The sequence below is a fragment of the Citrobacter farmeri genome, assembly GCF_019048065.1.
Classification (GTDB): Bacteria; Pseudomonadota; Gammaproteobacteria; order Enterobacterales; family Enterobacteriaceae; genus Citrobacter_A; species Citrobacter_A farmeri.
The window spans coordinates 1,502,389-1,515,967 of sequence record NZ_CP077291.1; the positions used below are offsets into that span (position 1 = coordinate 1,502,389).

Below are 13,579 nucleotides of genomic sequence, written 5' to 3' on the forward strand. Positions count from 1 at the left end.
TAAAGGAGAACATCATGACCCTACCCAAAATTAAACATATCCGCGCCTGGTTTACCGGTGGAGCAACGGCAGAAAAAGGTGCAGGCGGCGGTGATTATCATGACCAGGGGGCTAACCACTGGATTGACGATCATATCGCCACGCCGATGAGTAAATATCGTGAGTACGAACAGTCGCGTCAGTCTTTTGGGATTAACGTGCTGGGTACGCTGATTGTTGAGGTTGAAGCCGAAAACGGACAGACGGGCTTTGCGGTCTCTACGGCAGGGGAGATGGGCTGCTTTATCGTTGAAAAACATCTCAACCGTTTTATCGAAGGCAAATGCGTCAGCGATATCAAACTCATTCACGATCAGATGCTCGGTGCGACCATGTATTACTCGGGTTCCGGCGGTCTGGTGATGAACACCATCTCCTGTGTCGATTTGGCGCTATGGGATCTGTTTGGCAAGGTGGTAGGTCTGCCGGTTTACAAACTGCTGGGCGGCGCGGTACGGGATGAAATTCAGTTCTATGCCACCGGGGCGCGTCCGGATCTGGCAAAAGAGATGGGCTTTATTGGCGGCAAAATGCCGACCCACTGGGGGCCGCACGATGGCGATGCGGGGATCCGCAAAGATGCCGCCATGGTGGCGGAAATGCGTGAGAAGTGTGGCCCGGATTTCTGGCTGATGCTGGACTGCTGGATGAGTCAGGACGTGAATTACGCCACGAAACTGGCCCACGCCTGCGCGCCATCTAATCTGAAGTGGATCGAAGAGTGTTTACCGCCGCAGCAGTATGAAGGCTATCGTGAACTGAAACGCAATGCGCCGGCAGGAATGATGGTCACCAGCGGTGAGCATCACGGCACGTTGCAGTCTTTCCGCACGCTGGCGGAAACCGGCATCGATATCATGCAGCCGGATGTCGGCTGGTGCGGCGGCCTGACCACGCTGGTTGAGATTGCGGCGATTGCGAAATCACGCGGACAACTGGTGGTGCCGCACGGTTCATCGGTCTATTCGCACCATGCGGTGATTACCTTCACCAACACGCCGTTCAGTGAGTTCCTGATGACCAGTCCGGACTGCTCAACGATGCGTCCACAGTTTGACCCGATTCTGCTTGATGAACCGGTACCGGTGAAGGGGCGTATTCATAAGTCCGTGCTGGATAAACCGGGATTCGGCGTCGAGCTTAATCGCGACTGCAACCTGAAACGCCCTTATAGCCACTAATGACCTGTGCGTTGCCGCAGAGGCGGCAACGCCCTCATTTCTTTGAGGATCTTGCTATGAGTACCACTCTTCTTGACGGCGTAGTGAAGAAAAACCGCGCACGTTTGATCCCGTTCATGCTGGCACTGTATGTACTGGCGTTTCTGGACCGTTCGAACATTGGCTTTGCCAAAGAGACCTATCAGATTGATACCGGGCTGAGCAATGAGGCCTACGCGCTTGGCGCGGGGATCTTCTTTGTGGTTTACGCCTTTCTCGGTGTGCCCGCTAACCTGCTGATGCGCAAACTGGGGGCCAGAACGTGGATTGGCACCACCACGCTGCTGTGGGGATTTCTGTCTGCCGCGATGGCGTGGGCGGATACCGAGGCGAAATTCCTGATTATCCGTACCCTGCTGGGGGCGGCTGAAGCCGGTTTCTTCCCCGGTATGATCTATCTCACCTCGCAATGGTTCCCGCAGCGTAACCGCGCCAGCATTATGGGACTGTTTTACATGGGGGCGCCGCTGGCGTTGACGCTGGGATCGCCGCTGTCCGGCGCACTGCTGGAGATGCACGGCTTTATGGGCCATCCTGGCTGGTTCTGGATGTTCGTTATCGAAGGTTTGCTGGCGGTAGGCGCCGGGGTCTTCACCTTCTTCTGGCTGGATGACACCCCGCAACAGGCGCGTTTCCTGAGCGCAGAAGAGAAAGCGGCGCTTATTAGTCAACTGGCGAGCGAGGAAGAGAAGAAGACCACATCAAAACTCTCAGATGCCCTGCGTAACGGACGCGTCTGGCAACTGGCGATTATCTATCTGACGATTCAGGTGGCGGTGTACGGGCTGATTTTCTTTCTGCCGACCCAGGTCGCTGCGCTGCTGGGCACCAAAGTGGGTTTCACGGCGTCGGTGGTTACCGCCATTCCGTGGGTTGCCGCCCTGTTCGGGACCTGGCTTATCCCTCGCTACTCCGATCGTACTGGTGAACGTCGTAATGTCGCCGCGCTGACGTTGCTGGCTGCGGGGATTGGTATTGGTGTATCCGGCCTGGCATCACCGATGGTGGCGATTCTGGCGCTTTGCGTGGCGGCTGTTGGTTTTATCGCCGTACAGCCGGTGTTCTGGACAATGCCGACCCAACTGCTTTCCGGCACAGCGCTGGCCGCGGGGATCGGTTTCGTGAACCTGTTTGGCGCCGTAGGTGGGTTTATTGCGCCAATCCTGCGCGTTAAGGCGGAAACGATGTTTGCGAGCGATGCCGCAGGACTGCTGACGCTGGCAGGTGTCGCCATTATCGGTTCATTGATTATCTTCACGCTGAGCGTGAACCGTCCCGCGTCGCAACCGGGTGCTGCACATCAATAGTTTTATCCACGTTGTAAGGATCATTATGAACGCATTGTTAGCAAACCCTTTTAAGGACGCGCTCCGCAAAGGGGAAGTACAGATCGGGCTGTGGCTGAGTTCGACGACCTCTTACATGGCGGAAATTGCCGCGACGTCAGGTTATGACTGGCTGTTGATCGACGGCGAACACGCGCCGAACACGGTACAGGATCTCTATCATCAGATGCAGGCGATTGCTCCCTACGCCAGTCAGCCGGTGATCCGTCCGGTAGAAGGTACTAAGGCGCTGATCAAACAGGTTCTGGATATCGGCGCGCAGACGCTGTTGATTCCGATGGTTGATAGCGCAGAACAGGCGCGGCAGGTGGTTGCGGCAACCCGTTACCCGCCCGTGGGCGAGCGTGGCGTTGGGGCCAGCGTGGCGCGGGCGGCGCGCTGGGGACGTATTGACAACTATATGGCACAGGCCAATGAGTCACTCTGTCTGCTGGTGCAGGTCGAAAGTAAAGCCGCACTGGATAATCTGGACGCGATTCTGGACGTGGAAGGTATTGACGGTGTGTTTATTGGTCCTGCCGATCTGTCGGCTTCTTTGGGGTATCCGGACAACAGCGGACACCCGGAGGTGCAGCGGATTATCAAAGAGAGCATTCAGCGCATTCGCGCGGCCGGAAAAGCCGCGGGCTTTCTCGCGGTCGATCCGCTCATGGCGCAGAAATGTCTGGAGTGGGGGGCGAACTTTGTCGCCGTCGGTGTTGATACCATGCTGTATACCGAAGCGCTGGACCAGCGACTGGCGATGTTCAAGCCCGGTCAGGCGACGCAGAAACTGAAACAGAGTTACTAAAACGATAGCCCGGTGGCGCAGTGCCACCGGGCTATCTGTCAGGCTTTACGGACTGTTTGCCATGATATCGTCGAGTGACAGTCCGGTTATCACCAGTACCTTGTCGCGTTCGATCCCGCTTTTCAGCATCATCCGCGCGATACGTAATGCCTCCTCCCTGGCGCCTTCCTGCAGACCCTTTTGTAGTCCTTTCTGCAGCCCTATGTGGTGGCCTTCCTGCCGAAGCCTTTCTGCAATTGTCATCAATTTCTCCTTGTGATGGGGAACGCGTCTGGCGACATCATGGATAAAGTCACTGAAGCGGGACGCATCGCCGTACTGCACCAGATAATTAAACAGCGTATGCAACTGGCTGTCATTAGCTGTACCGGTTATTAAAAGCGAAACCAGTCGGTCAACCAGCCCCATCAAATCACGATCGCGGATATGTTTTTGCATCAGTTCCAGCAGGGCTATGCGCTTATGCTGCATGATTTCGTCGTCAGAGATGACCGTGATATCGACCAGCGGAAAGGCTTCTGTGTAGAGTTGCTGCGCCAGCTGTGGGTCGTTAAATTCGTCCAGCCAGTTCAGTGAAAAAGGGTATGGGCTTTGTTCGCCATGATAAAACAGCATCGGGATCACCAGCGGCAGGGTCTTATTTCCGCTATCAAGATGGTGTTGCATAGCGGCAGTGGCATAACGCATCAAACGAAATGCCATGTGCGGCACGGCGGTACTCTGATGTTCGATAACGCAGTAAATGTAACCCTCACCCTCGCGTGTTTTCAGCGACCACAAAACATCGGAATAGTAGGTTCTCAGGTCGTTTTCAATGAAGGTGGTGGATTCCAGTTTGAGCGTGGTTAAATCGCAGAGTTTGCATAATGACTCAGGAAGATGAATCTTAAGAAAATCCTGCGCAATTTCAGGATAGGTCATCATCTTTTTAAACACGGCATCGTGCGGTGTTGACGTCGTTGATTTCGCCATGGTTATCCGTCACCAAAGAATCCAGTGACGTGACGATACGAGGTTATAGTAAGGGCTGCATGCGCGAAATTCCGGCTTTGCGAAGAGGGGCGGGAGATAAATACGTACGACGGTAACGTATTCAATATTGTGGAATGCTAAACGCAAAAACGCCCGGGGCGCAGTGCCGCCGGGCGCTCAGTTAACCTAATGCTTTCGCCAGCAGGGTAATCGGATGTTCACAGCGTTTGCTGGTGGACATCTCGATTTGCCATTTGCAGGTCTCGCAGTCGGTAACCACGAGATCCGCACCGCTCTCTTCAATCTGTTTAAACAGTGGCGTGCCGATGGCTTGCGAGGTGGGGTAGTTCTCCTTCTTAAAGCCGTAGGTGCCGGCAATCCCGCAGCACTGGGAGTCCAGCACCGTGAGTTCCAGCCCCGGAATGCGGCGCAACAGTTCAAGGGTGTACAGCGTCCAGCCCATTTTTTCCATATGGCAGGGAGTGTGGTAAACCACTTTCAGCGGCAGCGTTTTCAGCGGCAGCGTTTTTCCTTCATCCAGTTTGCGCCACAGCCAGCGGGTCGCCAGTTCGATATGTTCCCGCAGACCGCTGTTGTCGACATCCAGCACTTCCGGGTACTCATCACGCAGGGCAAAGGTACAGGTCGAGGAGGTGGCAATCACCGGAATCCCCTTCACACTAATTGCTTCCCGTAGCGATTCGACGTTGGATACCGCCTGTTTACGGGCTTTATCGGTAAACCCGTTGGCAATCAGCGGTACGCCGCAGCACTTCTCTTTACTCAATAACTGGACGCCTGTGCCCATCGCATTCAGCACGTTGATCAAATCTTTGCCGAGCTGCGGGTGGTTGTAATTCACAAAGCAGCCGTGGAAGAAGGCAACCTGATCGCTGTACTGCGCCTGCTGGGCCGCCACGCTGCGATACCAGCGGCGGAAGGTGCCAAAAGAGTATTTTGGCAATGTGCGACGATGATCGATTTTAAGCGCGTAATCGAGCAACTGGCGCACAGGTTTCAGTGAGGTTGCCGTGTTGACCACAGGCGCGAACGGCGTGGAGACGCTGCCCATCAGGTCAGTATGACTTAAAATAAAGTTACGCAGCGACGGGCGTGAAGTGTCATATTTTGCCCGTGCGCGTTGAATGATATCGCCAATTTTCACATCAGATGGACAGGCCACTTCGCAGCGTTTGCAGTTAATGCAATATTTCAGTGCGTCATCGTACAGCGCGCCATCTTTCAGGCGCAGGCGCTCACCGTCGGGACCGGCCTGTTTGGGACCCGGATAGCCGGGATTAACGCGGCTGACCGGACATGCGGTGGTGCACACCGTGCATTTGATGCAACTTTCAAAACGTGTATCGCTCATTGCTCACCTCCTGCACGTGCTGCAATGTGATGGGCGGCATGTAATGCGGTGACTGCACAGACGCCGCCTCCGCATCCCTGGGCAATCGGGTCGAATCCGCCGAGAACAGAGCCTATGGCATACAGATTGTCTACAGTTTGTCCCGCCAGCGACGGGCGCAGCGTCTCATCGGTAGTGACGCCAAACTGCTGCCAGGGTTGCGCATCAAAGAAATCGCGTTGATACCAGTCGGCGCGGGTTGCCGCTTGCTGAACATCCAGCCCCAGAATCGGCTCGCGGATACCTTCACGCTCGGCGAGCAGGCCGCTGCTAAAGAAACTTCCGCTGGCGAGTACGGCAAAGCGGGGACGCAGGGGGATATCTGCGTGATTGCGCGTCCAGATCTCGCTCACCACGCCATTTTTACAGGTGACTTTCTTCACTTCATCGCCGGGCATCCAGATCCCGCCCTGGCGGACGAACTGACGCTGTAACTGGTTATGCAGTCGGATCCCCAGCACCGACGGCGGTAAGGTCGGCAGTAACGTGAGCGAGCAGGGCAGGCGATCGTTGAGCCAGCGCCAGAGGCGGTCATCTGCCAGACCAAAGCAGGCGGGCATAATAATCATTTCGCACGTTTTTGCTATCGGCAACAGCGCATCGTACAGCAGTGACCATTTGTCTTCGTTATCCAGAAAACGGGCAATGTTTACCGCCCGAAATTCGGTGGCGTTGTCGCGCAAAACGTCCAGTTCCGGCAGATCAATCTCGGCGGTTTCGACCTCCATGTCGCGTTGACGCAGAGAGGCGGCAGCCAGGTGTGCCTGAAAATCGAGTAAACCGCTAATGCCCACTACGCAGATACGTTTAGCGTCCAGCGGCCAGACAGGGACTTCCGGTGAGCTAAGCCAGGTCGAACGCAACGTACCCAGCGGGGTGACCCGCTGATGCGACTGCTGAACGTCGCCCTGTAGATGGGCCCCGGATGCGTTCAGCAGCGCCTGCGCTTGCTCGGCGAGTGTCAACACCTGTTGTGTACCGAGCGTCGTGTAAGGATGTGCAGGAGCCTGTTCACGCAAGGCGTTCAGGCCCGCAGCGATATCCTTCACCGGTTGCCCATCCGGCAGTGCACTCAGCAGATCCAGCGAGCCGGAGGAGAAGTGCAGCGCGCTCTGCCCACGGGTCACCACCGCGCAGCGTAAGCCGCTTTTTTGCAATTGTAGAGCGCACAGGAGTCCGGCGAGACCGCCGCCCATAATGACCGTATCAAATCTCATCGCGCGGCTCCTTTTCCAGACCACATAATCCCTGGTATACCCAGCGGGTAAATTCGCTTTCGCGCAGCGCATCGCCCCAGGCAATGGGTTGTACGCCTTTCCAGCGTTCGTTGAGGAAGTCCGACAGCTGGGTAATGGACTGTGCGGAGGTAGTGATGTTAAAGCGTTGCAGTAATCCGGCAGCACGGCAGGCGCAAAGTTCGCCCTGACAGGTACCCATTCCCACGCGGGTACGACGACGGAGATCCAGCAGGCTGTTAACGTTTAAATTTTCGACAGCATACTGTACTTCACCTGCGGTGACGGCTTCGCATTCACAGACCAGACTGCGGTGCTGACGGCCATGGCTCAGCCACGCCGGCGTACGGTCGCCGTGGCGATACACCGCTGAACCTCTCAGTGGGGCGGGCAGAGAGATCACGCGCTTCAGTGTGTTTTCCGTTGGCTCCTGCGAACCCGGTAGTGGAGTGTCTGCAGTGATGCATGGGCGAGAGTTGCCCAGTTTACGGCATACCGCATCGGTGGCCCACTCGGCCATCAGGCGGTAGGTCATCAGTTTGCCGCCCGTGATAGTGATAAACCCGTCCAGACCGTCACGTTTCGCGTGATCGAACAGCACAATGCCGCGGCTGACGTTACGACCACTGGGATCGTCATCACTTGCCACCAGCGGGCGAACTCCGGAGTAGGCGCGCAGAATGCGGGTTTTCGCCATAACTGGCGCCAGTTTTTCACCTTCGCGCAGCAGAATATCAACCTCATCGGCGGTGACGCGGTTGCTGTCGATATCGTTGTAATCAATGTGGGTTGATGTCGTGCCAATCAGCGAGATCGTGTCGCCAGGCACCAGAATATCGGCGTCAGACGGCTTACGGCAGCGGTTAATCACGTGCTGGTTGATGCGGTGGTCCATGATCAACAGTGACCCTTTTGCCGGGAACATACGGATGCTCAAATCGGCATATTCCGCGATTCGCTGCCCCCAGATCCCGGCAGCGTTAACGACCACCGGCGCATGCAGGGTTTGCGTTTCACCATTGAGATGGTTACGTACATGGACGCCGCTGACGGTTGCGCCTTCGCGGATCAACCCGGTCACTTCGTGGGCGGTCAGGATAATGGCACCGTGCTCTTTCGCATCGAGCATGTTGGCTGCGGTCAGGCGGAACGGGTCAACGGTGCCGTCCGGCACTTTGACCGCACCGATCAGGTGTGGATTCACCGACGGTTCGATAATCCGCGCCTGTTGCGGATCGATCGCTTCTGCACGAATACCTGCCTCTTCGCAGGCGCGGATAAAGGTGGCCTGAAAGGAAAGCTCATCCTCAGGCAGGGTAATAAACAGACCGTCCGTTGGCTCAACGCAGTGGCGGGCGATACGTTTCAGAATTTGGTTTTCGCTGATGCATTCACGGGCAGATTCCGCGTCAGTCACCGCATAGCGCGCTCCGCTGTGCAGCAGTCCGTGGTTACGGCCGGTCGCACCGGTCGCGATATCGTGACGTTCAACTAAGATGACACGCAGACCGCGCAGCGCGCAGTCGCGGGCAATCCCTGCACCTGTGGCACCGCCCCCAATGATAATCACGTCACTTGTTTGCGAGTCGCGAGTTTTCATTGTTTTCCCTCACAGTTCGTTTTTTATCATTTAGCCACATAAAAAACATGGTTTGTTTGATTTCGCGCATATTCGCTCATGATTCGAAAATGAAACGTGATTTCGTGCGCCTTTCTGAACATTTGTCATAAATCTGTAACAATATGTGCTGTAATTCACATTAACGACAGGTATCTTTACCTAACATCGCCGCCATGCGGGAATCTGCGGGCGGCGCTCGAACGACCTGCGATGTTATCACTACTAAAAGATGGGCCACGGAGGCTAGATTATGTTGAGTATTTTTAAACCAGCGGCGCATAGAGCTCGCTTGCCAGCAGCGGAGATCGATCCGACTTACCGTCGGCTTCGTTGGCAAATATTCCTGGGGATATTTTTTGGCTATGCCGCGTACTATCTGGTGCGCAAGAACTTTGCGCTGGCGATGCCGTATCTCGTTGAGCAGGGATTTTCTCGGGGTGATTTAGGTTTTGCGTTGTCGGGGATCTCTATTGCCTACGGATTTTCGAAATTTATCATGGGGTCGGTTTCGGATCGCTCGAATCCGCGCGTTTTCCTGCCAGCCGGTCTGATTCTGGCGGCAGCGGTGATGTTGTTCATGGGCTTTGTGCCGTGGGCGACATCGAGCATCGCGATAATGTTTGTGCTGCTGTTCCTCTGCGGATGGTTCCAGGGTATGGGCTGGCCGCCGTGCGGACGTACCATGGTGCACTGGTGGTCGCAGAAAGAGCGTGGCGGGATCGTCTCCGTCTGGAACTGCGCGCATAACGTCGGGGGCGGGATCCCTCCACTGCTGTTTCTGCTCGGGATGGCCTGGTTTAACGACTGGAAAGCTGCGCTGTATATGCCGGCATTCGGCGCCATTCTGGTGGCGATTTTCGCTTTCGCGCTAATGCGTGATACTCCGCAATCCTGTGGTCTGCCGCCAATCGAAGAGTACAAAAACGATTATCCGGATGACTACAACGAAAAAGCGGAAGAAGAACTGACGGCGAAACAGATCTTCATGCAATACATTCTGCCGAACAAATTGCTGTGGTACATCGCAATTGCCAACGTGTTCGTCTATCTGCTGCGCTACGGCATTCTCGACTGGTCTCCGACGTATCTGAAAGAAGTGAAGCACTTTGCGCTGGATAAATCCTCCTGGGCCTACTTCTTCTATGAATACGCAGGGATCCCGGGGACGCTGCTGTGTGGCTGGATGTCGGACAAAGTGTTCCGTGGTAACCGCGGCGCGACCGGCGTGTTCTTTATGACGCTGGTGACTATTGCCACCATCATTTACTGGATGAACCCGGCAGGTAACCCGACTGTCGATATGATTTGTATGATTGTGATCGGCTTCCTGATTTACGGCCCGGTGATGCTGATTGGTCTGCATGCGCTGGAACTGGCACCGAAAAAAGCCGCAGGGACAGCAGCGGGCTTTACTGGCCTGTTTGGTTACCTCGGCGGATCCGTGGCGGCCAGCGCGATAGTGGGTTACACCGTTGACTTCTTCGGCTGGGACGGCGGTTTCATGGTGATGATCGGCGGCAGCATCCTGGCGGTGATTCTGTTGATTGTGGTGATGATCGGCGAGAAACGCCACCATGCTGAGATGCAACTGAAACGCAACGGGGGCTAAGTGAATGAAGACAGCACTGAAAAACCTGAGTCTGACGCTGATGATGGCGGGGGCGGTAATGGGAAGTCACGCTCTGGCGGCCAGCACTACGGATAAAGTCGTGATTGCCCACCGTGGCGCAAGCGGATATCTGCCGGAACATACGCTCCCCGCGAAAGCGATGGCCTATGCGCAGGGTGCCGATTACCTGGAACAGGATTTGGTCATGACCAAAGACGACCAACTGGTTGTTCTGCATGACCACTATCTGGATCGTGTGACGGATGTCGCTGAGCGTTTTCCGGATCGTGCACGCAAAGACGGTCGCTACTACGCCATCGACTTTACTCTGGACGAAATCAAATCCCTGAAGTTTACCGAAGGGTTTGATCTGGAAAACGGCAAGAAGGTGCAGACCTACCCGGGTCGCTTCCCGATGGGGAAATCGGACTTCCGTGTGCATACCTTTGCCGAAGAGATCGAGTTTATTCAGGGGCTGAACCATTCCACCGGCAAGAACATCGGTATCTATCCGGAGATCAAAGCGCCGTGGTTCCATCATCAGGAAGGGAAGGATATCGCGGCTAAGACGCTGGAAGTACTGAAAAAGTACGGTTACAGCGACAAGCAGGACAAAGTCTTGCTGCAAAGTTTTGATGTAGCAGAACTTAAGCGCATCAAAAATGAGCTGGAACCTGAAATGGGGATGAACCTGAACCTGGTACAGCTGATCGCTTATACCGACTGGAATGAAACCCAGGAGAAGCAGCCGGACGGCAGTTGGGTCAATTACAACTACGACTGGATGTTCAAACCCGGCGCGATGAAACAGGTGGCGGAGTATGCGGACGGCATCGGTCCGGACTACCACATGCTGATTGATGAGAAGTCGACGAAAGGCAAAATCGTGCTGACGGGCATGGTGCAGGACGCCCATCAGAATAAGATGACGGTTCATCCTTATACGGTTCGCGCCGATCAGTTGCCGGACTACACGACGGATGTGAATCAGCTGTACGATATTCTGTACAACCAGGCGGGTGTGGACGGACTGTTCACTGACTTCCCCGACAAAGCGGTGATGTTCTTACGTAAAGAGTAAAAACCGCGTTATCCCTCTCCACTGCACCCCAAAAGCGGGAAACTGCTAAGTAAGGTGCAGTTTTTTTATCTCATTTTTCGTCAAAGCATAAAAAGCGTACACCAGATCAAGAATTCCACCGCATAGCATAAATATCTTAAGAAATTCTTAAGCAGACGATTTATATTACCAGTCTGAATAGTTTATGTCGTTATTGTAACGGATGAGGCCGATATGGTGCAGGACGAGTTTAATCACTGGTGGGCAACGGAAGGCGATTGGGTCGAAGAACCGAATTATCGACGCAAAGGGATGAGCGGTGTGCAATGCATCGAACGTGACGGGAAGAAACTGTATGTGAAACGCATGACTCAGCACCTGTTTCACTCGGTACGCTATCCCTTCGGACGTCCGACGATTGTGCGCGAAATCGAGGTGATCAATGAGCTGGCCCGTGCGGGCGTTATTGTGCCGAAAATTGTCTATGGCAAAGCGACAAAAATTGACGGTGAGTGGCGTGCGCTGCTGATCACTGAAGATATGAAAGGCTTTGTGAGCATCGAAGAGTGGTATAAGCAACACGCGGTGACGCCGTATCCTGATGAGGTGCGCGAGGCAATGTTAAAAGCGGTCGCGCTGGCGTTTAAAAAGATGCACAGCGTCAATCGTCAGCACGGTTGCTGCTACGTACGACATATCTATGTGAAAACGGAAGGAACGGTTGAAGCCGGGTTCTTAGATCTGGAAAAAAGCCGCCGTCGTTTTCGTCGCCATAAAGCGGCACAGCATGACTTCTCCCAGCTTGAGAAGTACCTGAGTCCCATCCCGAGAGCGGACTGGGAACAAGTGAAAGCCTGTTACTACGCGCTGTAACGCGCGCTACATCTCAATTTCGATGTCGCCTTTTGCCCTGCAACAGCAGGGCAAAATTTCGCCCGGCTGAATGAACGCTAACGGCTCGGCGATCCAGTCGACCTGACCGGCGATCAGTCGGGTGCGACATGAACCGCAGTAGCCTTCGCGGCACTGGTATTCCACTTCAACGTTATGTGACTCAAGCGCGGCGAGCAGGGAAGGGTGTTCATCCTGGCACAACAGCTGTGTGCCAGTGATGCGCAGCGTGACGCGTCCCATCAGAGCTGGAAATTACTCAGATCGTCGGTATCGACTTCGGAGTCGATCTGGCCGACCAGATAAGAGCTCACTTCCACTTCCTGCGGGGCCACCTGAACGTTATCGGACACCAGCCAGGTGTTGATCCACGGAATCGGATTTGAACGGGTCTGGAACGGCAGATCCAGCCCGACCGCCTGCATACGAATGTTGGTGATGTATTCGACGTACTGGCAAAGAATATCTTTGTTCAGGCCGATCATCGAACCGTCGCGGAACAGGTAGTCCGCCCACTCTTTTTCCTGCAGGGCGGCCTGCACGAACAGGTCATAGCACTCCTGCTTACACTCTTCAGCGATTTCCGCCATTTCCGGATCGTCAACGCCGCTGCGCAGCAGGTTCAGCATGTGCTGAGTGCCGGTCAGGTGCAACGCTTCGTCACGGGCGATCAGACGAATGATTTTAGCGTTGCCTTCCATCAGTTCGCGTTCGGCGAAAGCAAAGGAGCAGGCGAAGCTGACGTAGAAGCGGATGGCTTCCAGCGCGTTGACGCTCATGAGGCACAGATACAGTTTTTTCTTCAGTGCGCGCAGGTTCACGGTGACGGTTTTGCCATTCACGGTGTGCGTCCCTTCGCCCAGCAGATGCCAGTAGCTGGTCATCTCAATCAGCTCATCGTAATAGCTGGAAATGCCTTCCGCACGTTTCTGGATCTGCTCGTTGGTGACGATGTCATCAAACACGATTGCCGGATCGTTAACGATATTACGGATGATATGAGTGTAAGAACGCGAGTGAATGGTCTCGGAGAAGGCCCAGGTTTCGACCCAGGTTTCCAGTTCCGGAATGGAGATCAGCGGCAACAGCGCCACGTTCGGGCTACGTCCCTGAATGGAGTCCAGCAACGTCTGGTACTTCAGGTTACTGATAAAAATGTGTTTTTCATGCTCTGGCAGCGCCTGGTAGTCGATACGGTCGCGGGAAACGTCAACCTCTTCAGGACGCCAGAAGAACGAGAGCTGCTTTTCGATCAGCTTTTCGAAGATGTCGTATTTTTGCTGATCGTAGCGGGCCACGTTGACCGGCTGACCAAAAAACATCGGTTCCAGAAGCTGGTCATTTTTCGTCTGTGAAAAAGTGGTGTATGCCATGAATATGTCCTG

At 54.9% G+C, this 13,579-nt stretch carries 12 protein-coding genes; 6 read left to right on the forward strand and 6 right to left on the reverse strand.

Annotated features, from left to right (window positions below; translation table 11 throughout):
* Positions 1 to 14 precede the first annotated feature (14 nt).
* From rhmD to yfaU, 3 genes are read left to right on the forward strand one after another with little or no spacing between them, the layout of a single operon-like run.
* Positions 15 to 1,220 (forward strand): L-rhamnonate dehydratase, encoded by a 1,206-nt coding sequence (rhmD, locus tag I6L53_RS07055; protein ID WP_042317849.1) that lies wholly within the window; start codon positions 15 to 17, stop codon positions 1,218 to 1,220.
* A 56-nt stretch (positions 1,221 to 1,276) separates the two neighbouring features.
* Complete coding sequence (locus I6L53_RS07060; RefSeq protein ID WP_042317850.1) at positions 1,277 to 2,566, forward strand: MFS transporter; 1,290 nt, start codon at positions 1,277 to 1,279, stop codon at positions 2,564 to 2,566.
* A gap of 25 nt (positions 2,567 to 2,591) precedes the next feature.
* Positions 2,592 to 3,395, forward strand: coding sequence for a 2-keto-3-deoxy-L-rhamnonate aldolase (gene yfaU, locus I6L53_RS07065; protein WP_042317852.1), 804 nt, complete (start codon positions 2,592 to 2,594; stop codon positions 3,393 to 3,395).
* A 45-nt stretch (positions 3,396 to 3,440) separates the two neighbouring features.
* Here the strand turns inward: yfaU and I6L53_RS07070 are convergent, their stop codons facing one another.
* The 4 genes from I6L53_RS07070 to glpA form a co-directional block, all read right to left on the reverse strand.
* Positions 3,441 to 4,367 carry an Rpn family recombination-promoting nuclease/putative transposase gene (locus I6L53_RS07070; protein WP_042317853.1) on the reverse strand — a complete coding sequence of 309 codons (927 nt, stop codon included), beginning with the start codon at positions 4,365 to 4,367 and terminating at the stop codon, positions 3,441 to 3,443.
* A 181-nt stretch (positions 4,368 to 4,548) separates the two neighbouring features.
* Positions 4,549 to 5,739: an anaerobic glycerol-3-phosphate dehydrogenase subunit GlpC gene (glpC, locus tag I6L53_RS07075; RefSeq protein ID WP_042317855.1), complete on the reverse strand. Its 1,191-nt coding sequence runs from the start codon at positions 5,737 to 5,739 to the stop codon at positions 4,549 to 4,551.
* Positions 5,736 to 6,995, reverse strand: a complete 1,260-nt coding sequence (gene glpB / locus I6L53_RS07080) for a glycerol-3-phosphate dehydrogenase subunit GlpB (protein WP_042317856.1) — start codon at positions 6,993 to 6,995, stop codon at positions 5,736 to 5,738. Before glpB ends, glpC begins: the two co-directional genes overlap by 4 nt.
* Complete coding sequence (gene glpA / locus I6L53_RS07085; protein WP_042317857.1) at positions 6,985 to 8,613, reverse strand: anaerobic glycerol-3-phosphate dehydrogenase subunit A; 1,629 nt, start codon at positions 8,611 to 8,613, stop codon at positions 6,985 to 6,987. The genes glpB and glpA overlap by 11 nt, the downstream gene beginning before the upstream one ends.
* A 271-nt stretch (positions 8,614 to 8,884) precedes the next feature.
* Between glpA and glpT the strand changes: the two genes are divergently transcribed.
* From glpT to inaA, 3 genes are all read left to right on the forward strand, one after another.
* On the forward strand, positions 8,885 to 10,243 hold the full coding sequence (gene glpT / locus I6L53_RS07090) for a glycerol-3-phosphate transporter (protein ID WP_042317860.1): 1,359 nt from the start codon (positions 8,885 to 8,887) through the stop codon (positions 10,241 to 10,243).
* Positions 10,244 to 10,247: 4 nt separating this feature from the next.
* Positions 10,248 to 11,324, forward strand: a complete 1,077-nt coding sequence (gene glpQ / locus I6L53_RS07095) for a glycerophosphodiester phosphodiesterase (RefSeq protein ID WP_042317861.1) — start codon at positions 10,248 to 10,250, stop codon at positions 11,322 to 11,324.
* A 213-nt stretch (positions 11,325 to 11,537) separates the two neighbouring features.
* Positions 11,538 to 12,176, forward strand: a complete 639-nt coding sequence (gene inaA / locus I6L53_RS07100; RefSeq protein ID WP_042317862.1) for a lipopolysaccharide kinase InaA — start codon at positions 11,538 to 11,540, stop codon at positions 12,174 to 12,176.
* Between the two features lie 6 nt (positions 12,177 to 12,182).
* Here inaA and yfaE read toward each other — a convergent pair whose 3' ends face one another.
* Both yfaE and nrdB read right to left on the reverse strand, forming a co-directional pair.
* Entirely contained in the window at positions 12,183 to 12,437 is a 255-nt protein-coding gene (gene yfaE, locus I6L53_RS07105) for a ferredoxin-like diferric-tyrosyl radical cofactor maintenance protein YfaE (RefSeq protein WP_042317864.1), read from the reverse strand.
* Positions 12,437 to 13,567 carry a class Ia ribonucleoside-diphosphate reductase subunit beta gene (nrdB, locus tag I6L53_RS07110; RefSeq protein ID WP_042317865.1) on the reverse strand — a complete coding sequence of 377 codons (1,131 nt, stop codon included), beginning with the start codon at positions 13,565 to 13,567 and terminating at the stop codon, positions 12,437 to 12,439. The genes yfaE and nrdB overlap by 1 nt, the downstream gene beginning before the upstream one ends.
* Positions 13,568 to 13,579 lie beyond the last annotated feature (12 nt).